This is a genomic window from Stenotrophomonas sp. RIT-551 (genome assembly GCF_026241915.1).
In the GTDB taxonomy this organism is placed as follows: Bacteria; Pseudomonadota; Gammaproteobacteria; order Xanthomonadales; family Xanthomonadaceae; genus Stenotrophomonas; species Stenotrophomonas bentonitica_A.
In genome coordinates this window covers 191,120-213,613 of record NZ_JAPJIU010000006.1, presented here as the reverse complement: position 1 = coordinate 213,613, position 22,494 = coordinate 191,120, and the positions used below count along the sequence as shown (strand labels likewise).

17 protein-coding genes are annotated in these 22,494 nt (G+C 65.7%); 10 read left to right on the top strand and 7 right to left on the bottom strand.

The window, feature by feature from the left end:
• The first annotated feature begins 78 nt into the window (after positions 1-78).
• Positions 79-1,074, top strand: coding sequence for an aldo/keto reductase (locus ORK51_RS09945; protein ID WP_261997928.1), 996 nt, complete (start codon positions 79-81; stop codon positions 1,072-1,074).
• 276 nt (positions 1,075-1,350) lie between these two features.
• Positions 1,351-2,763 carry an amino acid permease gene (locus ORK51_RS09940; RefSeq protein ID WP_019184038.1) on the top strand — a complete coding sequence of 471 codons (1,413 nt, stop codon included), beginning with the start codon at positions 1,351-1,353 and terminating at the stop codon, positions 2,761-2,763.
• 130 nt (positions 2,764-2,893) lie between these two features.
• Here ORK51_RS09940 and ORK51_RS09935 read toward each other — a convergent pair whose 3' ends face one another.
• Entirely contained in the window at positions 2,894-4,144 is a 1,251-nt protein-coding gene (locus tag ORK51_RS09935) for a dipeptidase (protein ID WP_266084814.1), read from the bottom strand.
• A 162-nt stretch (positions 4,145-4,306) separates the two neighbouring features.
• Positions 4,307-5,476, bottom strand: coding sequence for a class I SAM-dependent rRNA methyltransferase (locus ORK51_RS09930; RefSeq protein ID WP_266084813.1), 1,170 nt, complete (start codon positions 5,474-5,476; stop codon positions 4,307-4,309).
• Positions 5,477-5,874: 398 nt separating this feature from the next.
• Between ORK51_RS09930 and ORK51_RS09925 the strand changes: the two genes are divergently transcribed.
• Together ORK51_RS09925 and ORK51_RS09920 are read left to right on the top strand one after the other, a co-directional pair.
• On the top strand, positions 5,875-6,834 hold the full coding sequence (locus ORK51_RS09925) for a TerC family protein (protein WP_019184041.1): 960 nt from the start codon (positions 5,875-5,877) through the stop codon (positions 6,832-6,834).
• A gap of 97 nt (positions 6,835-6,931) precedes the next feature.
• A complete protein-coding gene (locus ORK51_RS09920) occupies positions 6,932-7,714 on the top strand; it encodes a rhomboid family intramembrane serine protease (RefSeq protein WP_261997925.1) in 783 nt (260 codons plus the stop codon).
• A gap of 142 nt (positions 7,715-7,856) precedes the next feature.
• On the opposite strand, the gene ORK51_RS09915 is transcribed toward ORK51_RS09920, so the two are convergent.
• From ORK51_RS09915 to rpmH, 5 genes are all read right to left on the bottom strand, one after another.
• Entirely contained in the window at positions 7,857-8,909 is a 1,053-nt protein-coding gene (locus ORK51_RS09915) for a glycerophosphodiester phosphodiesterase (protein ID WP_266084832.1), read from the bottom strand.
• Between the two features lie 134 nt (positions 8,910-9,043).
• A complete protein-coding gene (gene mnmE / locus ORK51_RS09910; RefSeq protein ID WP_266084812.1) occupies positions 9,044-10,387 on the bottom strand; it encodes a tRNA uridine-5-carboxymethylaminomethyl(34) synthesis GTPase MnmE in 1,344 nt (447 codons plus the stop codon).
• Positions 10,388-10,494: 107 nt separating this feature from the next.
• On the bottom strand, positions 10,495-12,192 hold the full coding sequence (gene yidC, locus ORK51_RS09905; RefSeq protein WP_019184045.1) for a membrane protein insertase YidC: 1,698 nt from the start codon (positions 12,190-12,192) through the stop codon (positions 10,495-10,497).
• Positions 12,192-12,683 (bottom strand): ribonuclease P protein component, encoded by a 492-nt coding sequence (gene rnpA / locus ORK51_RS09900; RefSeq protein ID WP_019184046.1) that lies wholly within the window; start codon positions 12,681-12,683, stop codon positions 12,192-12,194. Before rnpA ends, yidC begins: the two co-directional genes overlap by 1 nt.
• A 5-nt stretch (positions 12,684-12,688) precedes the next feature.
• Positions 12,689-12,829, bottom strand: a complete 141-nt coding sequence (gene rpmH, locus ORK51_RS09895; protein WP_006404565.1) for a 50S ribosomal protein L34 — start codon at positions 12,827-12,829, stop codon at positions 12,689-12,691.
• A gap of 253 nt (positions 12,830-13,082) precedes the next feature.
• On the opposite strand from rpmH, the gene dnaA reads away from it, so the two are divergent.
• From dnaA to ORK51_RS09865, 6 genes are all read left to right on the top strand, one after another.
• On the top strand, positions 13,083-14,417 hold the full coding sequence (dnaA, locus tag ORK51_RS09890) for a chromosomal replication initiator protein DnaA (protein ID WP_046272260.1): 1,335 nt from the start codon (positions 13,083-13,085) through the stop codon (positions 14,415-14,417).
• A 276-nt stretch (positions 14,418-14,693) separates the two neighbouring features.
• Complete coding sequence (dnaN, locus tag ORK51_RS09885; protein ID WP_019184048.1) at positions 14,694-15,794, top strand: DNA polymerase III subunit beta; 1,101 nt, start codon at positions 14,694-14,696, stop codon at positions 15,792-15,794.
• 1,186 nt (positions 15,795-16,980) lie between these two features.
• A complete protein-coding gene (gene recF, locus ORK51_RS09880) occupies positions 16,981-18,078 on the top strand; it encodes a DNA replication/repair protein RecF (protein WP_261997922.1) in 1,098 nt (365 codons plus the stop codon).
• Positions 18,079-18,191: 113 nt separating this feature from the next.
• Positions 18,192-20,651, top strand: coding sequence for a DNA topoisomerase (ATP-hydrolyzing) subunit B (gene gyrB / locus ORK51_RS09875; protein WP_070426277.1), 2,460 nt, complete (start codon positions 18,192-18,194; stop codon positions 20,649-20,651).
• 67 nt (positions 20,652-20,718) lie between these two features.
• Entirely contained in the window at positions 20,719-21,570 is an 852-nt protein-coding gene (locus ORK51_RS09870; RefSeq protein WP_266084811.1) for a CPBP family intramembrane glutamic endopeptidase, read from the top strand.
• 71 nt (positions 21,571-21,641) lie between these two features.
• The gene (locus ORK51_RS09865) at positions 21,642-22,448 is read left to right on the top strand and encodes a M48 family metallopeptidase (RefSeq protein WP_070426279.1); all 807 of its coding nucleotides are present in this window, start codon (positions 21,642-21,644) and stop codon (positions 22,446-22,448) included.
• Positions 22,449-22,494 lie beyond the last annotated feature (46 nt).

Genomic DNA, 22,494 nt, shown 5'->3' with positions numbered 1-22,494 from the left:
GATGCAGGAGCGGCCAGTTTATCCACATAGTCCGCAGGAGGATGCTGGTCCTGTTCCTTTCCTTCCCCGGAGTACTTCATGCAGACCCGCACCCTTGGCCGTGATGGCCCCACCGTTTCCGCGCTCGGCTTGGGCTGCATGGGCATGAGCGCTTTCTATGGCGGCCGCGGCAGCGATGCCGACGCCACCGCGGTCATCCACCGCGCGCTGGAGCGCGGCGTCACCCTGCTCGACACCGCCGACATGTACGGCCCACACACCAACGAGGTGCTGGTGGGCAAGGCGATCGCCGACCGCCGCGACCAGGTGTTCCTGGCGACCAAGTTCGGCATCAAGCTGGAGCCGAGCGACACCGCCGCACGCAGCGTCGATGGACGCCCCGAGTACGTGATCGCCGCCTGCGAGGCCAGCCTGCAGCGGCTGGGCGTGGACCACATCGACCTGTACTACCAGCACCGCGTGGACGGCGAGGTACCGATCGAAGACACCGTGGGCGCAATGGCGCGCCTGGTCGAGCAGGGCAAGGTGCGCTTCCTCGGCCTGTCCGAAGCCTCGGCCGGAACGATCCGCCGCGCCCATGCGGTGCATCCGATCACCGCGGTCCAGACCGAGTACTCGCTGTGGTCGCGCGATCCGGAAGACAACGGCGTGCTGGCGACGGTGCGCGAGCTCGGCATCGGCTTCGTGCCCTACTCGCCGCTGGGCCGTGGCTTCCTGACCGGCGCGATCCGCAGCCCGGCCGATTTCGACGCCGATGACTACCGCCGCCAATCGCCGCGCTTCCAGGGCGAGAACTTCGACCGCAACCTCGCGCTGGTCGATGCGGTTACGGCGATGGCCAACGCCAAGGGCGTGAGCCCCGGGCAGCTGGCCCTGGCCTGGGTACTGGCGCAGGGCGAGGACCTGGTGCCGATCCCGGGTACCAAGCGCCTGGCGTATCTGGACGAGAACCTGGGCGCGCTGCAGGTGCAGCTCAGCGCCGACGAGCTGGCCCGCATCGACGCCCTCTTCCCGGCCAATGCCGCCGCCGGCCCGCGCTATGCCCCCGCGGCGATGGCGACATTGAACCGCTGAGATCCACCGGCCGGATCGGGAGGCTCGGTCCGGCCGATGCGGCCGATGCGGCCAGCAGCGTGCGCGGCAGCCAGACCGCGTTCGGCAACGATACCGGTGCCGTGGCCGGTACCGGATGCCACTGGGATGAGTGCCCGGACTTTGTGCTGGTTTCGTCACCTTCGCCCCAGTCATGGCGACCGTGCGGCCGCTTACGACGCTTGGCAGTAGTAATGCTGCGCCGCGTTCGGTAAAACTCGCAGACTTGTCGTTCACAGTCATCCACCGCGAGGCCCCATGTCATTGCTCCGGCGCAAGTCCCTAGACACTGTCACCGTCCATGAAGCCGGCAGGCAACTGATCCCGACCCTGAGTTGGCCGCACCTGATCGCGCTGGGCATCGGCGCGATCGTCGGCACCGGCATCTACACCCTGATCGGTGTCGGCGCGAACCTGGCCGGGCCGGCGGTGTTGATCTCGTTTGCCATCGCCGGCGCGGTCTGCGCCTGCGCGGCGCTGTCCTATGCCGAACTGGCCACGATGATGCCGGCCGCCGGCAGCGCCTACACCTACAGCTATACCGCGCTCGGCGAGATGGTGGCCTGGGTGGTGGGCTGGAGCCTGATCCTGGAGTACTCGCTGGTGGTCAGCACGGTGGCGGTGGGGTGGTCCGGCTACGCGGTCGGCTTCCTGCACGGCTGGGGCATCGACCTGCCCTTGATGCTCACCGCCGGCCCGCACGTGGAAGGCGGCTTCATCAACCTGCCGGCCGTGCTGATCACCTTCCTGGTGGCCGGCATGCTGATGGCCGGGACCAAGGAGAGTGCGACGCTCAACGCGGTGCTGGTGGTGGTCAAGATCATCGCGCTGACCGTGTTCGTGGCGATCGCCCTGCCGCACTTCGATACCGGCCACATGGAGCCGTTCATGCCGTTCGGCTTCGTCAAGTCGCTGGGCGCCGATGGCGTCGAGCGCGGAGTGATGGCGGCCGCGGCGATCATCTTCTTCGCGTTCTACGGCTTCGATGCGATCTCCACCGCGGCCGAAGAAACCAAGAAACCCGAGCGCGACCTGGCGATCGGCATCATCGGCTCGATGGTCGGCTGCACCATCATCTACGTGCTGGTGGCGCTGGCCGCCGTGGGTGCGATGAGCTACACGATCTTCGGCCAGAGCGCCGAGCCGCTGGCACTGATCCTGCGCGAGCTGGGCAGCCCGGGCGCGGCCAAGTGGATCGGCGCGGCGGCGGTGATCGCCCTGCCGACCGTGCTGCTGGCCTTCCTGTATGGCCAGAGCCGCATCTTCTTCGTCATGTCGCGCGATGGCCTGCTGCCGCGTGGCCTGTCCAAGGTCAGCGCGCGCACCGGCACCCCGATCGCGACCACGCTGTTCACCGCGGTGCTGGTGGCCGCGCTGGCCGGCGTGGCACGCCTGGATGAAATCGCCGCACTGGCCAACGCCGGCACGCTGGCCGCGTTCACCGCGGTGGGCCTGTGCCTGGTGGTGCTGCGCAAGCGCGAGCCCAACCGCGTGCGCAAGTTCCGCACGCCGCTGGCCTACGTGGTCGGCCCGCTGGCGGTGATCGGCTGCGTGTACCTGTTCTTCAGCCTGCCGAGCACCACGCAGTTGTACTTCCTGGCGTGGAACGTCGTGGGCCTGATCGCCTACTTCGCCTATGGCCGCCGCAATGCGGTGCTGGGCAAGGGCTGAGCTATCGCGCCGGCCACCGGGCCGGCGATGAGATGACCGGGTGTGAAAAAGGCAGGCCCAAGGCCTGCCTTTTTCGTTGTTGGCAGCGGTGACGCCGCCCTGCCGGGCAGGGCGCGACGCGCCACTGGCCTCAGGGCTTCGCGGCCGCGGCCTTGGCGGCATGATCCTGCGCCTGCTGCATGACGCGCAGCAGGTTGCCGCCCCAGATGCCGGCGATCTGCTGCTCGGTGTAACCCTTGCGCAGCAGCCAGGCGGTGATCTTGGGCAACTGGCTTACGTCCTGGAGATCGGCCAGGCCACCGCCGCCATCCCAGTCCAGGCCGATGCCTGCGTGTTCGGGGCCGACCACCTTGAGGATGTGCTCGAAGTGGGCGAAGAAATCGTCCAACGTGGCCTTGCGCAGCGGGATGCGCTGGTCGATCTCCTCCAGCCCCTTCTTCAGCGCAACGCCCTGCTGGATGCTCATCCCGTCGTAATCGGTGCCGAGCTGCGCCATCAGCGCCGTCTCGGCCGCTTTGCGCGCCTCGCTTTTGCCGGTATCGATCAGGTAACCGCCATAGGCGTTGACCTGGATCACGCCGCCGGCCTTGGCCAGCCGCTTCAGGCGCGCATCGTCGAGGTTGCGGGGATGGTTGTAGATCGCCTTGGCCGAGCTGTGCGAGAGCACGAACGGCACCGGCATGCGCTCGATCAGATCATCGAACACCGCATCGGAGGCATGCGATTGATCGATCACGATCCCCAGCCGCACTGCTTCATCCACCAGCGCCTTGCCGGCCGGGCTCAGGCCCTTCCATTCGGCGCCCTTGGGATCGGTGGCCGAATCGGCGAACTCGTTGTTGGCGAAGTGCACGGTGCTGAGCAGGCGCAGGCCGGCCAGGTGGTAGTAGCTGAGCAGCGTGGGATCGTCGACCAGCGGGCTGGCGTTCTCCATGCTGATGTAGACCACGCGCTTGCCGGCGGCCTTGATGCGCGCGGCATCGGCGGCGGTCAGCGCGAGCTGGAAGGTATCCGGATGCGCGGCGAGCATCTCGCGGATTTCCGTCAGCCGCAGCAGGCCGGCATCGCGGTCGTGCTGGTGCGCCAGCGCACTGCGGTCGCCCTGGTCGGTGTAGATGGCCCAGAAACCGCCATCCAGCGCGCCTTCCACCATGCGCGGGTAGTCCACCTGCGACAGCGCGTTGTGGTCGTGCCGCTGGGTGATGTCGAAGCCGTCGCGGTGGAAGTTGGCCGGTGTATCGAGGTGGCTGTCCAGGGTCAGCAGCCGCTGCTGCAGCGTGGACGCCCTGGCCAGTTCCTTCGGGGTGAATTCGATCGCGTGGGCGGCCAGTGGCGTGCACAACGCCAGCGAAACCAGCAAAGACAGACTGCGCAACGTCATGACGCCTCACCTTGGATGGGAAGCGTCAGACCATAGCGCCGAGAGGACAACAAACGGTAGTGCCGGCCGCTGGCCGGCTCTCCGTGACGATCGGAGACCAGGAGGAGCCGGCCAGCGGCCGGCACTACTCGATGCCGAACGTGGCCGGGATCCTGGTGCTTCTCAATCCACCACGCGGCAGAACACGGCCTTGAGGTAGCGCGATTCCTGCACGTGGGCCATGAACGGATGGTCCGGACCGGCGCCAGCCACTTTCAGGATCTGGATGGTGCGGCCGGCGTAGAACGCGGCGCGGCGCAGCATGTCCAGGAACTGATCCTCGGCCACCAGGCCGGTGCAGGAGAACGTGGCGAGCAGGCCGCCGGGCTTGACTACGCCCAGCGCCAGCTTGTTCATGTCCAGGTACTTCTTCAGCGCGGTGATGACCTGGTCGCGGTCGCGGGTCATCTTGGCCGGGTCGAGGATCACCACGTCGTACTGCTCACCGCGGTTGGAGGCATCGCGCAGCCACGGGAAGATGTCGGACTGGATGAACTTCGGGCGCACGTTGTTGAGCTTGGCGTTGCCCTTGGCGATGGCGATCACGTCTTCATCGATATCGATGCCGACCACTTCGGCCGCACCGCGCGCAGCGGCATACACCGCAAAGCCACCGGTGTTGCAGCACAGGTCGAGCACGGTCTTGCCTTCCACCTGCTGGCTCAGCCACTGGCGGTTCTCGCGCTGGTCAGCGAAGAAACCGGTCTTGTGCGCACCGGCCGGGTCGGCGCGGAACTTCACGCCGTACTCGGTGATCACCGACGCTTCGGTGGTGGTGTTGCCGTGGAAGTCGAAGCTTTCCTGCTTCTGCACGTGCTCGTCGGCGAAGCTGTGGAAACGGCAGCCCGGGAACTGTTCGCGCAGGGCCTCGTAGACCCATTCGCGGTGGCGGAACATGCCGGCGGCGAAGAATTCGACCACGACCAGGTCGCCATAGCGGTCCACGACCAGGCCGGACAGACCGTCGCCTTCGCTGTGGACGACGCGCCAGGCATCGGAGACCTGGTCCAGCTTGAGCACCTCACGACGCAGCGACACCGCCTGGGCGATCTTGCGCGAAAACCAGCCGGCGTCGACAGGGGTGGCCTGATCGGTCTCCAGGATGCGCACGGCGATGCGCGAGTGACCGTTGTAGAAGCCACGCCCGATCCACTCCCCGTCTACGCCGACGACGTCGACGATGGCACCGGGTTTGGGACGGACGGCCGGCTTTTCGACCAGTTTCTGGAAGATCCACGGGTGGCTGGAGCGCCAGGCGTTCTTGAGGCGGACAACGGGGGCAGGGGTATTCATGGGCGTATTGTAAACGGGAAGCCTGCAGCCCTCGGCGCTGGGAGCGACGCCGCTGGCGCTCTGGTAGTGGCGGCCGCCGGCCGTCAGCGCGGCAAACCCGGCCACGACGTGGTTCACGGCCTGTCGGGGTGTTTCGTTCAGCCGTGCCGGGGCAAGGAAAGGATTTGACGGCGGCCCCGCCACCCCGCAGAATCGGCCCCAGAAGGGGAGTAGCTCCCAGACGTTGTCGCCGTCAATTCGAGCCCGCAGGCTCCGGTGCAACGGCAGTCCCACCCATCGGGACTGCGAGCGAGACCTTCGCCGTATGGCGAAGCTCTGTCCCCGGATCCCCCCGATCCTCCGTTGCAGATCCTCGCCGTCCGGCTTGAGGCATTCCATTTTTCCAACGGACAAACCCAATGCAGACGATCGGTAATGTGTGGTTGTGGGGCGGCTTCGGCGCGGTGGTGATCATCGCGCTGCTGGTCGACCTCGTATTGATGCGACATGGCGGACCGCACAAGGTCACCTTCAAGGAGGCCCTGTGGTGGTCGATCGGCTGGGTCGTGCTGGCCCTGGCCTTCAACGGTGGCCTCTGGTACTACCTCAACGAGACCGCCGGCCAGGTGGTGGCCAACAAGGTCGGCCTGGAGTTCCTGACCGGTTACCTGGTCGAGAAAGCCCTGGCCGTGGACAACATCTTCGTGTTCCTGATGATCATGGGCTACTTCGCGGTGCCCGAGGAACAGCGCCAGAAGGTGTTGATCATCGGCATCCTGGGCGCGATCGTGCTGCGTACGATCATGATCTTCGCCGGCAGCGTGCTGCTGACCAAATTCCACTGGCTGCTCTATGTGTTCGGCGCGTTCCTGCTCTTCACCGGCTGGAAGATGTGGTTCTCGGCCGGCAGCGAGCCGGATCTGGAGACCAACCCCGCCCTGCGCTGGATGCGCAAGCACCTGCGCCTGCTGCCCGACTACGCCGGCAATGCGATGAGCGTGATGCGCGATGGCAAGCGCTGGTTCACCCCGCTGTTCGTGGTGCTGATCCTGATCGCGGTGACCGACGTGATCTTCGCGGTGGACTCCATCCCGGCGATCTTCGCCATCACCACCGACCCGTTCATCGTGCTGACCTCCAACGTCTTCGCGGTGCTGGGCCTGCGGGCGATGTTCTTCCTGCTGGCCGGCATGGCCGATCGCTTCCACCTGCTGCCGTACGGCCTGGCCCTGGTGCTGGCCTTCATCGGCATCAAGATGATGCTGATCGACATCTTCAAGATCCCCACCCCGATCTCGCTGGGTGTGGTGGCGGTGATCATCGCCGCGACCGTGGTGCTGAGCCTGAAGAATCCGCCGAAGGAAGGCGGCCACGCCTGACCGACCGTGCCGCCTGCGGGATTGTCCCGCAGGCGGTACCTCTCTCTCCCACGGCGTTGCCCTTGTGTTCATCCGGGGCGGCGCCATCCCTAAGGGTATGAACGCCAACCTGCCCCAGCCCACCGGCGCGCCGCCGGTCCCCTCCCGCAACGACCGTGGTGGTGTACTGCGGGCGTTCAACCTGAGCCTGGCCTTCGTGCTGCTGCTGGTGGCGGTATATACCGCCCAAGGCCACTTCGACTGGCGTCCGTGGGCGGTTGCCCCGCTGGACAAGGCCGGCCTGCTCGGCATTCTCGGTGCACCGCTGCTGCATGGTTCGATCCAGCACCTGGGTGCCAATGCGGCGGCCCTGCTGATCCTCGGCACCCTGGCCGGCAGCGTCTACCCCAACGCAACGCTGCGCGCGCTGCCCCTGCTGTGGCTCGGTTCGGGACTCGGTGCCTGGCTGCTCGGCGATCTGGGCAGCCGCCATCTCGGTGCCAGTGGCATCACCCACGGCCTGATGTTCCTGGTGTTCGTGCTTGGCCTGCTGCGCCGCGACCGGCCCGCCATCGCCGCCGGGCTGATCGCGTTCCTGTTCTACGGCAGCATGCTGCTCACCATCCTGCCGCACGAGCCGGGCGTGTCCTGGCAGTCGCACATGGGCGGCGCCTTCGCCGGCATCATCAGCGCACTGCTGTTCCGCCTCTCCGACCCGATGGCGCCGCGCAAGCGCTACAGCTGGGAGGACGAGGAAGAGGACGAGCTCGAGGCAGCGCGCGATGCCGACCTGGAGCCGCCCTCCCCGACCCGCGTGCCGGTGCTGTGGCAACCGCGCGAGGGCCGCGACTTCGTGGTGCTGCCGTTCCGGCGGCGCGATGAAGGGTCATCGCTGGACTGACCGGCAGCGCCATCTGATTGCATGCCACGGTAGAGCCACGCCATGCGCGGCTGCCGTGCGCCGGATATTCCGATATCGCGCCCACCGAGCAAGGTCGATGCGCGTAGCACCGATCATGATCGTACCGACCAACGGTCGGTACCTACCGGGTCGCCGGTGTCCCGTCCCCATCCACCGCACGCCGGCCCAGCGCCGGGTCATCGGTGAAGAACGCATCGATGCCGGTGGCCAGATAGGCCCGCATTTCGGCGACCGAGCCGTCGGCATTGCGGGCATTCGGCTCGCCCTTGCGGAACTCCGCCGCCTGGAATTGGTTCTCCGGCCGGAACGTATACGGCACCACCATCAAGCCGGCCGCATGCGCATCGCGCACCAGCGAGGTGGGGGCGCCGAGCTTCCCCTGCGCGTCCAGTGGGATGACCATGCGCAGGCTCGGGCCGATGCCATCGGCATAGGTGGCCACCTCGCGCAGCCCGGCCGGGGTGATCAGGTCGGCATAGCGCTGGCGGCCCTTGGCGGCCAGCACGTCACCCGGCTGCTGCGTGGGATCGCCGAGCAGCTGCAGCAGGCGGATGTTGCTGTCGCGGCCGAGCTTGTCACGCAGGTAACGCAGGTTGCCGATCTCGAAGGACTGGATCGTCACCGGCGCCACGCGCGTGTAGGCGTTGCCCTGGAGCGCGGCGACCACCTTGTCTTCCATCGGCAGGCCGACGCTGGTGAAGTAGGTGCCGTGCTTGATCTCCGGTACCAGCCCGATGCCGCGGTTGGCGCGGCCGGCCTGCTGCACCAGGAAGGCGATGATCTCGTCCAGCGTGGCAATGCGGAACTGGCCGTCGAAGGCGGTGCTGCGCAGCTGCGGCAGGCGCTCGCGGGCGTACAGCGTTTTCAGCTCGGCCAGGGTGAAGTCTTCGGTGAACCAGCCTTCGATGCGCTCGCCGTCGATGGTCTTGACGGTCCTGCGGCTGGCGAATTCGGGGTGCGCGGCCACATCGGTGGTGCCACCGATCTCGTTCTCGTGGCGCGATACCAGCACGCCGTCCTTGGTCATCACCAGGTCCGGCTCGATGTAGTCGGCGCCGTCGGCGATGGCCTGCGCATAGGCGGCAAGCGTGTGCTCGGGCAGCAGCGCACTGGCGCCGCGGTGGCCGTAGACGGCGGCCTTGGCCGGCGTAGGGGAAGACGATTCAGCGCTCATGGCCACCGATGGTGCCACGGCCAGCGACACCAGCAACACACACCCCCACAACGGCTTGGACACTGCGAATCCCTGTCGATAAAGAACCGGGTCAGTCTGCTGCAGGGGTGTGACAGCGCGAAGAAAGGCGCCGCCTACTTCCCGATGCAGAAGCTGGAGAAAATGCGCCCGAGCAGATCATCGGCGCTCATCCGCCCGGTGATCTCGCCCAGCGCCTCATGGGCCAGGCGCAGTTCCTCGGCGGCCAGCTCCAGGTGCTCGTGGACCAGCTCCGATTCGGCGCGCTCGGCATGGCCGATGGCCTGGCTGATCGCCTCCACATGGCGGGCACGCGCGGAGAACTCGCCGTCCACGCTGTCGCCGGCACTGCCGCTGGCCAGCGCGCGCAGGCGGGCGTGCAGCTGATCCAGGCCGAGGCCGGTGGCGGCCGAGACATGCACCACGTCCGCAGCGGCGTCAGACGCAATCGCGTCCAGCAGATCGCTCTTGTTGTGGATCCACAGCTGCTGCGGCACCTCGGCGATGCTGTCGCCCACCGCGTCGCGGCCCGCCTGCGGGTCGCGCGCATCGACCACCACAATGGCCAGGTCGGTACGCTGCATTTCCGCGCGCGCCCGGCGCATGCCTTCGCGCTCGATGGCATCCCCGCCTTCGCGCAGGCCGGCGGTGTCGACCAGGGTCAGTTCCAGCCCATCGATACGGATGGTTTCGCGCAGGGTGTCGCGGGTGGTGCCGGCGATGTCGGTGACGATCGCCCGCTCGCTGCCGGCCAACGCGTTGAGCAGCGAGCTCTTGCCGGCGTTCGGCGGGCCCACCAGCACCGCGTGCAGACCATCGCGCAGCCTGCGCCCGCGTTCGGCATCGTCGCGCAGCCGGATCAGTGCCTGCAACGCGGTGACCAGACCGCTGCGCACCTGGGCGCCGCCGAGGGTATCCAGGGGTTCGTCGGCGAAATCGATCGCCGCTTCCACGTGGATCCGCAGCAGAACAAGCTGTTCTGCGACCTCGTCCACGCGGCGCGAGAACACGCCATCCAGTGAGCGGCGGGCCGCGCGCGCTGCGCGGGTATCGCTGGCGGCGATCAGGTCGGCGATCGCCTCGGCCTGGGCCAGGTCGAGCTTGCCGTTGAGGAAGGCGCGCTCGCTGAATTCACCGGGCCGCGCCTGCCGCGCGCCCAAGGCGATGCAGCGCGCGACCAGCTGCTGCAGCACCACCGGGCTGCCATGCCCCTGCAGCTCCACCACTTCTTCGCCGGTGAAGCTGTTCGGGGCCGGGAACCACAGTGCGATGCCGTCGTCGATCACCTCGCCGGCCGCATCGCGCAAGCGCGCGTAGTGCGCATGCCGTGGCTGCATCGCGCGCACGCCGATGGCTTCGGCGATGGGCCGCGCCTGCGGGCCGGACAGCCGCAGCATGCCGACGCCGCCCGCGCCGGGCGCGGTGGCGATGGCCACGATGGTGTCGGGGGCATGGGTCATGTCGGGCTCACTGCGGCGTGCGGGAATCAGGGGGCATTCTACGGACCGCACGGAGGCGCGGGCCGCAGATGCAGGAAACCCGCCTTGCGGCGGGTCTCCTGTGCGGCTTACTTCTTGGCGGTGACGACCGGCAGCGGGTCGCTGCCGTGGCGCTTGGTCATCCACCACTGCTGGAGCAGGCCCAGGCCGCCGTTGACGACCCAGTACAGCACCAGACCGGACGGCATGAAGGCCATCATGACGCCGAACACCAGCGGCATCAGCTGCATCATCTTGGCCTGCATCGGGTCCATGCCCGGGGCCGGGGTCAGCTTCTGCGTGGCCCACATCACCGCCACGTTGATCACCGGCAGGATGAAGTACGGGTCACGTGCGGTCAGATCCTGGATCCAGCCCAGCCACGGGGCCTGTCGCAGTTCCACCGATTCCACCAGCACCCAGTACAGCGCGAAGAAGATCGGCATCTGGATGAGGATCGGCAGACAGCCGCCCATTGGGTTGATCTTCTCTTTCTTGTACAGCTCCATCATCGCGGTCTGGAATTTCTGGCGGTCATCGCCATAGCGTTCCTTGAGCTGCGCGATGCGCGGCTGGAAGCGACGCATCTTGGCACCGGACTTGTACTGCACGGCCGAGAGCGGATACAGCACCAGCTTCAGCAGCACCACCAGGCCGACGATGGCCCAGCCCCAGTTGTCGACCACCTTGTGGACCTGGTTCAACACCCAGAACAGGCCCTGGCCGATGATCGCCATCAGCGAGAAGCGGCTGTAGTCGACCACGCGGTCCAGGCCCTTCACGTCTTCCTTGGCGATCAGGTTGACCAGCTTCGGGCCGACCCACAGGCGGGCTTCGGTGCTGACCTGCTGGCCCGGGGCCACGGTGAAGGCCGGGCCGCGCGCTTCGATCTGGTCACGGCCGTTGTTCTGCGCCAGCGAGTACTGCGCGGCCTGGTCGGCCTGCGGAATCCACGCGGTGAAGAAGTGGTGCTGCAGCATCGCCAGCCAGCCGCCGGTGATGGTGCGGTTGAGGTGGCCGTCGTCCAGGTAATCCTTGAACGCGCGACGCTCGTAACCGTCCTGCGGGCTGAACCAGGTCGCGCCGTTGAAGCTGAACGAGTCCGGGTTGGTCATGCTGCGCGAGAGGATGGTCGGGGTGCGGTCCAGGGTGCGGAACACGTAGCCGCTCCACGGGGCGCTGCCGCCGTTGACGACTTCATCCTTGACCGTGATCGCGTACTCGTTGCGACCCAGCGAGTAGGTGCGGCGGATGGTCACGCCGTTCGGGCCGGTCCATTCGAACGGCACGGTGACCTCGTCCTGGCCCTTGGCCAGCACGAAGTCGTGGTTGTCGCCGACCAGCTTGAAGCCGTTGGCGGCCGGCACCGGCATGGTCTTGTCTTCACTGATCCAGCCACTGACCGCGCGGTACGGGTGGGTGGCTTCTTCGGTCAGCAGGCGGACCGGCGGGCTGCCTTCTTCCTTGGTCTGCGGGAACTGCAGCAGTTCGGCGTCCAGCACCGTGCCACCGTCCAGCACCAGACGCAGCACGTCGGTGGTGATGGTCACGCGGGCCGGGCCGGCCTCGGTCTGTGCGGCCGGCTGTGCCGCCGGCAGGGAACCGTCAGCCTGGGGCACGGGTGCACCGGGAATGCTGCCGGCTGCCGCACCCGGCACGCTGGCCTGGGTGGTCTGGGCAGCCACGGCCGGGGTCGGCGGCGCGGCTTTGTCGCGGCCCCACTCCATCCACAGCAACACGGCCACCATCAGCCAGGCAAAAATCAGGAAAACGCGGGTCTGGTTCATCAGCGTGCAGGCTCGACGGGGCCGGCACGCAATGCCGGCTCGGACTGGGAAAGGGGTACAACGCCCAAGGGCGGCGGCATTGTGCCGTCCGCGCCCGGCATGGGCAATGCGCCAAGGCGGCGCAGCAGGCGTTCAAAGGCCTGGCGGATATCTGAATTGCTGGCGGTACGGGCGGCGCTGCGGGCAACGACGACGTAATCGCCGGCACTCATCCACGGCCGTAGGTGGCGTGTGGCATCGCGCAGCACACGCTTTACTCGGTTGCGACCCACGGCTCGGGGATCGACTTTGCGCGACACCGCAAGACCCAACCTGGCTGGCGTATCGCTCTTCAGCCAGTGCAGGGTCATCAGCGGATCGGACACACGGCGGGCGCCGTTGAAGACCGTTGTATATTCGGCACGCGTACGAACCCGCGCAGAGCGAGGAAATCGCTTGCGCGGGTCGGAACTGCTCACAGTCAGGATTGCGTCTGCCGCGGGAAGCGGCATTGCAATCAAGCGCTCAGGACTTTACGGCCCTTGGCGCGGCGACGCGACAGGATCTTGCGGCCGTCAGCGGTCTTCATACGGGCACGGAAGCCATGGTCGCGCTTACGCTTGAGGTTGCTGGGTTGGAAAGTGCGCTTGGTGGCCATGCGGGCCTCTATATGAAGGGGACGGAAAGAACCGGAAATTCTATAGACCTCATCGAGGTCCCGTCAAGTGTCTGTCACTACGGGAATTCACCGGGCTGTGCAATAGCTGTGGATCGTTTTGTGAATAACTTTGGGACAACCATTCCCGGCCCCCCTCGTCGGTGGTAGTCTGCGCCATCCATTCTTCCCCCCTTCCGGCCTGCGGTGCGGCGCTTTTGTTCGCCTATCCGCTGGCCCCAGACGATTATTGCCGATGGATGCCTGGTCTCGTTCCCTCGAACGCCTCGAAGCAGAGTTTCCGCCCGAGGATGTTCACACCTGGTTGAAGCCGCTGCAGGCAGATCTGCGCGCGGACAGCCTGGTGCTTTATGCGCCGAACGCCTTCATCGTCGACCAGGTGCGCGAGCTGTATCTGCCGCGCATCAAGGAACTGCTGGCGCACTTCGCCGGTTTCGGCGACGTTTTTCTTGAAATCGGCTCGCGTCCGCGCCCGGTGGAGGCGCAGATCGCGCCGATTCCGGGCCTGTCCGCACCGGCAGCGCCGGCCGAGCCCCTGGTGCCGTTCGCCGGCAACATGGATTCGCACTACACCTTCGCCAACTTCGTGGAGGGCCGCAGCAACCAGCTGGGCCTGGCCGCGGCGTTCCAGGCGGCGCAGAAGCCGGGCGACCGGGCCCACAACCCGTTGCTGCTGTACGGCGGGACCGGCCTGGGCAAGACCCACCTGATGTTCGCGGCCGGCAATGCGATGCGTCAGGCCAACCCGGCGGCCAAGGTGCTGTACCTGCGTTCGGAACAGTTCTTCAGCGCGATGATCCGTGCGCTGCAGGAAAAAACCATGGACCAGTTCAAGCGCCAGTTCCAGCAGGTGGACGCGCTGCTGATCGATGACATCCAGTTCTTCGCCGGCAAGGACCGTACCCAGGAAGAGTTCTTCCATACGTTCAACGCCCTGTTCGACGGCAAGCAGCAGATCATCCTGACCTGCGACCGGTACCCGCGCGAAGTCGAAGGCCTGGAAGCACGGCTGAAGTCGCGACTGGCCTGGGGCCTGTCGGTGGCGATCGAGCCGCCGGACTTCGAGACGCGTGCAGCGATCGTGCTGGCCAAGGCCCGCGAGCGTGGCACCGATATCCCCGACGATGTGGCGTTTCTGATTGCCAAGAAGATGCGCTCCAATGTCCGCGACCTCGAAGGTGCGTTGAATACCCTGGCCGCACGCGCCAATTTCACCGGCCGTGCGATCACCACTGATTTCGCCCAGGAAACCCTGCGCGACCTGCTTCGCGCCCAGCAGCAGGCGATCAGCATTCCCAACATCCAGAAAACCGTGGCCGACTACTACGGGCTGCAGATCAAGGATCTGCTGTCCAAGCGTCGGACCCGCTCGCTGGCCCGTCCCCGTCAGGTCGCCATGGCCCTGACCAAGGAACTGACCGAGCACAGCCTGCCGGAAATCGGCGACGCCTTTGCCGGCCGGGACCACACCACGGTGCTGCATGCCTGCCGGCAGATCCGGACGTTGATGGAAGCCGACGGCAAGTTGCGGGAAGACTGGGACAAGCTGATCCGGAAGTTGAGCGAATGATGCATGTACGCCGCTAAGGCGTCATCGCATAAAACGGTGCAGAATCCGGTAGTAAGCGAGGTATAGGTTGTGGATAAAAAAGCCGCTCGATTCGGCGGTAAAGTTATCCACACCTTTCCCCACCCCTTGGGGGCTAGTAATGCAGAGGGTTTCGAGGTCAAAAACCCTTTTGTTTACAAAGGCTTAGTCGTGTTTTCCCGCGATTCTGGCCCTACCAGCACCACCAAGCTTTTGATTTATTCCACATTTTTTTAAAGCATAGGGGCACGGAACCACATGCGTTTCACACTGCAGCGCGAAGCCTTTCTCAAGCCGTTGGCACAAGTCGTCAACGTGGTCGAACGCCGCCAGACCCTGCCGGTTCTGGCTAATTTCCTGGTTCAGGTCCAGAACGGACAGCTGTCGCTGACCGGTACGGACCTGGAAGTGGAAATGGTGTCGCGGATCGCGGTGGAAGATGCCCAGGACGGCGAGACCACCATCCCCGCCCGCAAGCTGTTCGAGATCATCCGTGCCCTGCCCGACGGCAGCCGGATCACCGTCTCGCAGACCGGTGACAAGATCACCGTGCAGGCCGGGCGCAGCCGCTTCACCTTGGCAACGTTGCCGGCCAACGACTTCCCGTCTGTCGACGAAGTCGAAGCTACCGAGCGCGTGGCCATCGGCGAAGCGACCCTGAAGGAACTGATCGAACGCACCGCGTTCGCGATGGCCCAGCAGGACGTGCGCTACTACCTCAACGGCCTGTTGTTCGACCTGCGTGGCGATGCCCTGCGTACCGTGGCGACCGATGGTCACCGCCTGGCGCTGTGCGAAACCGAGCTGGAAAAGGCCAGCGGTGCCAAGCGCCAGATCATCGTGCCGCGCAAGGGCGTGACCGAGCTGCAGCGCCTGCTGGAAAGCGGTGATCGCGAGATCGAGCTGGAAGTCGGCCGCAGCCACGTGCGCGTCAAGCGCGACGATGTGACCTTCACCTCCAAGCTGATCGACGGCCGCTTCCCCGATTACGAGGCCGTCATCCCGATCGGTGCCGATCGCGAAGTGAAGGTCGATCGCGAAGCCCTGCGTGCCTCGCTGCAGCGTGCTGCGATTCTGTCCAACGAGAAGTACCGCGGTATCCGCGTGGAAGTCTCGCCGGGCAACCTGAAAATCAGCGCGCACAACCCGGAGCAGGAAGAAGCCCAGGAAGAGATCGAGGCCGATACCACGGTCAGCGACCTGGCCATCGGCTTCAACGTGAATTACCTGCTGGATGCCCTGTCGGCACTGCGCGACGAGCACGTCGTGATCCAGCTGCGTGATTCGAACTCCTCTGCGCTGGTCCGCGAGGCCAGCAGCGAGAAGTCGCGTCATGTGGTGATGCCGCTGCGTCTCTGACCTGGCGCGCTGGTTCCACGTGGAACCGAGTTGTCTGAGAAGCCCGGCACTGCCGGGTTTCTTTTTGGGCGAAAGAAGCGATGTTCCACGTGGAGCATCGTCGTAGCGTTGAACCTTTGGAGATGCTTGGTTCGTCTGCCCGCCTGCCTGCTTGTCTGACCGGGTATCCGCACACGCAGGCCTGCTGCATGGATAGGGGGTGAAGGCCGATCTCCACGGTTACCGGCCACGTGAACCAAGGTCGCCACCGGCACACGCGATTCGCATCCCCGCTGCGCTCACAAACCAGTGGCGATCTTGCGATGGCGTGATCGTTATCGAACGCAGGTGCAAAAGTGGCTCGGTAGCGCCTGCCCGCCGCCAATCTCGTGAATCCCGTTAAGCCGCCACTGCGAACCAGGACAGATTTCTCTCCAGATCTGGAGCGCCGCGTCGAGCCGGCTTTCTGCCGCTGAATCACAGCTCTATGCTTTTAAAAACTGTATATAAATCTAAAGCTAGGTGGTGGTGGTAGAGCCAGATTTGGTTGAAAAGTAGGTTAAGTGTTTGGTTATAAAGGGAATTGGGGGCTCGAAACCCCCGGTAAAACAGGGCCTGAGCCTGGGGGTGATCCTGTGGATATCTTTAAGGCCTGTTCCAGGGCCTCTTTTTATCCACAGATTGCCCTGAGGTTGTGCATAACTCATACATGGGGGATGTGGACAGTCTCGTTTGGGTCTGCGCGAGCGTCGTTCATTTCTGACAGGGTGCGCTTCGGCCACGCGCGCAGAATTCAAACAATCCAGCGCGGACGTACCGATCGGGCTGCTGGGCGCCCTGGAAAACGCCGCGGATTTCTTGAAATCTGCAGCACCATGGGCCTGGACGAGCCTCAGAATTAAAGAAATTGAGCGTGTTCTTGAGCGTCCGGGTGGAGGTCGACGGGCATGTTCCACGTGGTACGGCACGCCTGAGTGACTCCCCTACGCGCCTCGTCCGCCTTGCACTGCACTGCTCCACATCGGGCAGTGGGGTTCGCCATCGTCCGCCCGGGCCCGGCATTTCCTCCCGCCGCTGGGTGAAACGCCGGGGACTGTACGGCGGCGCACTTCCAGGGCTGCTTGCACCACGTGGAACCAGGGCAATGCAGTAAGCTGATCGATTCCCCGCTACCCCTCTGCCGCCCGGCGCGTCGTCGATCTTCCGCATGCATATCCGCCGTCTCTCCCTGCACCAGGTTCGCCGCTTCGATACCGTCGAACTCGCGCCGAAACCGGGTATCAATCTGATCACCGGCGACAATGGCGCCGGAAAGACCAGTGTCCTGGAGGCGCTGCATGTCATGGCGTACGGGCGCAGTTTCCGTGGCCGGGTGCGGGATGGGCTGGTGCGCCAGGGCCGGGAGGCGCTGGATGTCTTTGTCGAATGGGATGAGCAGCGCGAAGGCGCCGAAACCCCGACGCGGCGCAAGGCCGGGCTCCGCCACAGTGGGCAGGAATGGAAAGGCCGACTGGACGGCGAGGATGTCGCCCAGCTCGGCACCCTCTGCGCAGCGCTGGCGGTGGTGACCTTCGAGCCAGGTAGCCACGCGCTGGTCAGTGGCGGCGGTGAGCCCCGTCGGCGGTTCCTCGATTGGGGTTTGTTCCACGTGGAACCAGACTTCATGGGGCTGTGGCGGCGGTACTCGCGCGCCCTCAAGCAGCGCAACGCTCTGCTCAAGCAGGGCGGCCATCCGCACGCCCTGGATGCCTGGGATCGAGAGCTCGCCGAGGCCGGCGAACCGCTGACCATCCGCCGGCAGCACTACCTGGAGCGGTTGCAGGAGCGAACCGTGGAGCTGGCCGCCGTCCTGGCCCCCAATCTGGGCATCCAGTCGCTGAGCTTGAGCCCAGGGTGGCGCAAGCAGGAGGTTTCTCTCTCCGATGCCCTGCTTCTGGCCCGGGAACGTGACCGGATGGCCGGCTATACCTCGGTCGGTCCACACCGGGCCGACTGGAGCGTCGGATTCGAGACCATTCCCGGCCGGGATGCACTCTCACGGGGGCAGGCGAAACTGACGGCCCTCACCTGCCTGCTGGCACAGGCCGAAGACTACGCCGAGCAGCGCGGCGAATGGCCGGTCATCGCATTGGACGACCTGTCTTCGGAGTTGGATCGACACCACCAGGCACGGGTGCTGGAGCGCTTGAAGGCCGGCCCGGCGCAGATCTTCATCACCGCCACTGAAGTTCCGGCGGCACTGATCGACGCGACAGATATCACGCGGTTCCACGTGGAACATGGACAGGTCCAGCCTGTGCCATAGTGGTCCCCCAGGGGCCACGGTGCCCGGCTGGTATAATTGCTGTTGCAACCCCTTATTACTCGGCGCCCCGCCTCATCGCGGCGGACCGACCTGCGGAGCCTACGGCAAGCGCAATGACTGAAGAACAGAACATCCCCGCAAACAGCGGCAACTACGACGCCAACAGCATCACCGCCCTGGAAGGCCTCGAGGCTGTCCGCAAGCGTCCTGGTATGTACATCGGCGACGTCCATGACGGCACCGGTCTGCACCACATGGTGTTCGAGGTCGTCGACAACTCCATCGACGAAGCCTTGGCCGGCCACGCCGACCATGTGTCGGTGATGATCCACGCAGACGGTTCAGTCTCGGTGTCGGACAACGGGCGCGGCATCCCGACCGGCAAGCACGAGCAGATGAGCAAGAAGCTCGATCGCGAAGTCTCCGCCGCCGAAGTCGTGATGACGGTCCTGCACGCCGGTGGCAAGTTCGATGACAACAGCTACAAGGTGTCTGGCGGCCTCCACGGCGTCGGCGTCAGCGTGGTCAATGCGCTCTCGCAGAAGTTGCTGCTGGATATCTACCAGGGCGGCTTCCACTACCAGCAGGAATTCGCTGACGGTGCTGCGGTCAACTCGCTCAAGCAGGTTGAAGCCAGCACCAAGCGCGGTACCACCCTGCGCTTCTGGCCGTCGGTGAAGGCGTTCCACGATAACGTCGAGTTCCACTACGACATCCTGGCCCGCCGCCTGCGTGAGCTGTCCTTCCTCAATTCCGGCGTCAAGATCGTGCTGGTGGACGAGCGCGGCGACGGCCGGCGCGACGACTTCCATTACGAAGGCGGCATCCGCAGCTTCGTGGAGCATCTGGCGCAGTTGAAGACGCCGCTGCACCCGAACGTGATCTCCGTCACCGGTGAGTCCAACGGGATCGTCGTGGACGTGGCGCTGCAGTGGACCGATTCCTACCAGGAAACGATGTACTGCTTCACCAACAACATCCCGCAGAAGGATGGCGGTACCCACCTCGCCGGTTTCCGCGGTGCGCTGACCCGTGTGCTCAACAATTACATCGAGCAGAACGGCATCGCCAAGCAGGCCAAGATCAACCTGACCGGTGATGACATGCGCGAAGGCATGATCGCGGTGCTGTCGGTGAAGGTGCCCGACCCGAGCTTCTCCAGCCAGACCAAGGAAAAGCTGGTCAGCTCGGATGTGCGCCCGGCGGTGGAAAGTGCCTTCGGTGCGCGCCTGGAAGAATTCCTGCAGGAAAACCCCAACGAAGCCAAGGCGATCGCCGGCAAGATCGTGGACGCGGCGCGTGCACGTGAAGCGGCCCGCAAGGCGCGCGATCTGACCCGCCGCAAGGGCGCGCTGGATATCGCCGGCCTGCCGGGCAAGCTGGCCGATTGCCAGGAAAAAGATCCGGCGCTGTCCGAACTGTTCATCGTCGAGGGTGACTCGGCAGGTGGCTCGGCCAAGCAGGGCCGCAACCGCAAGAACCAGGCCGTGCTGCCGCTGCGCGGCAAGATCCTCAACGTGGAACGTGCCCGCTTCGACCGCATGCTCGCCTCGGACCAGGTCGGTACGCTGATCACCGCGCTGGGCACCGGCATCGGCCGGGACGAGTACAACCCGGACAAGCTGCGCTACCACCGCATCATCATCATGACCGACGCCGACGTCGACGGCGCGCACATCCGTACGCTGCTGTTGACCTTCTTCTACCGTCAGATGCCGGAGCTGATCGAGCGTGGCCACATCTACATCGGCCTGCCGCCGCTGTACAAGATCAAGCAGGGCAAGCAGGAGCTGTACCTGAAGGATGACCCGGCGCTGGATGCGTACCTGGCCAGCAGCGCGGTGGAAAATGCCTCGTTGATCCCGGCCGAGAGCGAACCCGGCATCGAAGGCGTGGCGCTGGAGAAGCTGCTGCTTTCCTACGCCTCGGCACAGGAAACCATCGCGCGCAACAGCCATCGTTATGACCGCCAGGTGCTGGAAGCGCTGATCGATTTCACGCCGATGGATCTGGAACACCTGCGCAAGGCCGGCGCAGACGAGGGCCTGGCCGCGCTGGCCACCCGCCTCAACCAGGGCAGCCTCGGTTCGCCGCGCTATACGCTGGAACTGCAGGAACCCACCGACGAACGTCCGGCAGCCGTGCTGGTCACGCGTCGCCACATGGGCGAACAGCTGATCCAGGTGCTGCCGCTGGCCGCATTCGAGACCGGCGAACTGCGTGCGCTGCACCAGTCCTCCCTGCTCCTCCACGGCCTGGTCCGTGCCGGTGCGAAGATCAGCCGCGGTGCCAAATCGGCCGAGGTCGGCAGCTTCGCCGAGGCGCGCAACTGGCTGCTGGATGAAGCCAAGAAGGGTCGCCAGATCCAGCGATTCAAGGGTCTGGGTGAAATGAATCCGGAGCAGCTCTGGGACACCACGGTCAATCCCGACACCCGTCGCCTGCTCCAGGTGCGGATCGAGGATGCCGTGGCCGCCGACCAGATTTTCAGCACGCTGATGGGCGACGTGGTCGAACCGCGCCGCGACTTCATCGAAGACAATGCGCTGAAGGTCGCCAACCTGGATATCTGACACAATCGGGGCAAGGCCGGCCGGGGGCGACCCTGGCCAGCCATCGCCTCCCGATGCCAGGAATCCGATGTCCGTTACCCCCCCGGCGTCCATGACGCCTCCGCTGCCCCCCGCTGTTCCATCATCACCGCGCAGGCCGGGTTCTCCGCTTGCAGGGTTCTTCATCGATCTGGGCATCGGCGTGGCGGTGCTGCTCTCGCTCAGTCTGATCAGCGGTTTAGCCTGGGGGCTCTACCGCGGTGCGATCGTCGGTTACCAGGCGGCGCGCGACGGTGCGGATGCGTCCGCGGTCGCCGGTCTTGCCCAGCAGCTCGGGCAACCCGGTGCCCTCGCCCAGATCCTGATGGCGCTGGTCGCCACCGGTGGCGCGGCACTGGTGCTGTATTTCTTCCGTCGTCGGGCCACGCCCGCCGAACGGGCGCTGTCGTTCCAGGCCGCCCGTCGCCCTTCCACCTGGGGGTGGACACTGCTGGTCGCCACCGGGGTGATCGTCGGCAGCAATCTGATCGCGTGGCTGGCCAAGCAGGGCGGTATCGAGCCGGTGCCGACCAACCTGGCGCTGATGGAACAGGCGATGACGCGCTTCCCCTGGTTCCTGGCGCTGTTTGCCGTGGTGCTTGCTCCGGCCTATGAGGAACTGCTGTTCCGTCGGGTGCTGTTCGGTCGCCTGTGGCAGGCCGGCCGGCCGCTGCTGGGCATGTTGCTGAGCAGCCTGGCCTTCGCCCTGGTGCATGAAATTCCCGGTACCAGCGCCAACGGCCCATGGGAAATCGCCCAGCTGTGGCTGGTCTATGGCGGCATGGGCGCCGCCTTCGCCTGGCTCTACCAGCGCACCGGCACCTTGTGGGCGCCGATCGCCGCGCATGCGGTGAACAACGGCATTGCCCTGGCCGCCCTCATGTTCCTGGGCATCCAATAACGACCACGCGGCTTGACGAAAATTTACGTGGCCACGTTCCACACTGCGCATATGAACACGGGGGATCGCACATGAAACCAGTGCTGTTGGGAATTGCCATCGCCATGCTGGTGAGCGCGTGCGCCACCACCACCTCACCCACCGGCCGCCGCCAGATGGTGGGCGGGGTATCGCAGGCCGAGCTGGACCAGCTGGGCGCGCAGGCGTTTACCGAGACCAAGTCCAAAGGTACGTTGAGCACCGACCCGAAGCAGAACGCCTACGTCCAGTGCGTGGTGAATGCGCTGGTCGCTCAGCTTCCCGCACAGTACCGTGGCGTACGGTGGGAGACGGCCCTGATGGTCGACAAGGAACCCAACGCGTTCGCTTTGCCCGGCGGCAAGGTCGGGGTCAATACCGGCATCTTCACCGTCGCCAAGAACCAGGATCAGCTGGCCGCCGTCATCGGCCACGAGATCGGGCACGTGATCTCCCGCCACCACGAAGAACGCATCACCCGCCAGATGGGTGCGCAGACCGGGCTGTCGGTCCTCGGCGCGCTGGCAGGCGCGGCCTACGGCGAGGGAGCGGCCAGTACCGTCAGCCAGCTCGGCGGCGCCGGTGCCCAGGCGGCCTTCCTCCTGCCAGGCTCGCGGACCCAGGAAAGCGAGGCCGATATCGTCGGCCAGCGCCTGATGGCCGAGGCCGGTTTCAACCCGGCCCAGGCGGTCGATCTGTGGCAGAACATGATGGCTGCCAGCGGCGGCCGGTCACCGCAGTGGCTGTCCACCCACCCCGATCCGGCCAACCGCATCCGGGAATTGCAGCGAGACGCGCCCTCCCTGAGTGGTGTATACCAACAAGCCCAGGCGGACGGGCGTCGTCCGAAGTGTGGCTGACGCGCCCGTATGCGACCAAAAGATGCTGTATTGCAGCATCGGAAAC

Coding starts and splice junctions, on each gene's coding strand:
- ORK51_RS09870 (WP_266084811.1), top strand. CDS start 20,719: ATGTCCGTTACCCCCCCGGCGTCCATGACGCCTCCGCTGCCCCCCGCT.
- ORK51_RS09925 (WP_019184041.1), top strand. CDS start 5,875: ATGCAGACGATCGGTAATGTGTGGTTGTGGGGCGGCTTCGGCGCGGTG.
- ORK51_RS09930 (WP_266084813.1), bottom strand. CDS start 5,476: ATGAATACCCCTGCCCCCGTTGTCCGCCTCAAGAACGCCTGGCGCTCC.
- rnpA (WP_019184046.1), bottom strand. CDS start 12,683: ATGCCGCTTCCCGCGGCAGACGCAATCCTGACTGTGAGCAGTTCCGAC.
- ORK51_RS09935 (WP_266084814.1), bottom strand. CDS start 4,144: ATGACGTTGCGCAGTCTGTCTTTGCTGGTTTCGCTGGCGTTGTGCACG.
- ORK51_RS09865 (WP_070426279.1), top strand. CDS start 21,642: ATGAAACCAGTGCTGTTGGGAATTGCCATCGCCATGCTGGTGAGCGCG.
- yidC (WP_019184045.1), bottom strand. CDS start 12,192: ATGAACCAGACCCGCGTTTTCCTGATTTTTGCCTGGCTGATGGTGGCC.
- ORK51_RS09920 (WP_261997925.1), top strand. CDS start 6,932: ATGAACGCCAACCTGCCCCAGCCCACCGGCGCGCCGCCGGTCCCCTCC.
- gyrB (WP_070426277.1), top strand. CDS start 18,192: ATGACTGAAGAACAGAACATCCCCGCAAACAGCGGCAACTACGACGCC.
- dnaN (WP_019184048.1), top strand. CDS start 14,694: ATGCGTTTCACACTGCAGCGCGAAGCCTTTCTCAAGCCGTTGGCACAA.
- ORK51_RS09940 (WP_019184038.1), top strand. CDS start 1,351: ATGTCATTGCTCCGGCGCAAGTCCCTAGACACTGTCACCGTCCATGAA.
- dnaA (WP_046272260.1), top strand. CDS start 13,083: ATGGATGCCTGGTCTCGTTCCCTCGAACGCCTCGAAGCAGAGTTTCCG.
- rpmH (WP_006404565.1), bottom strand. CDS start 12,829: ATGGCCACCAAGCGCACTTTCCAACCCAGCAACCTCAAGCGTAAGCGC.
- mnmE (WP_266084812.1), bottom strand. CDS start 10,387: ATGACCCATGCCCCCGACACCATCGTGGCCATCGCCACCGCGCCCGGC.
- ORK51_RS09945 (WP_261997928.1), top strand. CDS start 79: ATGCAGACCCGCACCCTTGGCCGTGATGGCCCCACCGTTTCCGCGCTC.
- ORK51_RS09915 (WP_266084832.1), bottom strand. CDS start 8,909: ATGAGCGCTGAATCGTCTTCCCCTACGCCGGCCAAGGCCGCCGTCTAC.
- recF (WP_261997922.1), top strand. CDS start 16,981: ATGCATATCCGCCGTCTCTCCCTGCACCAGGTTCGCCGCTTCGATACC.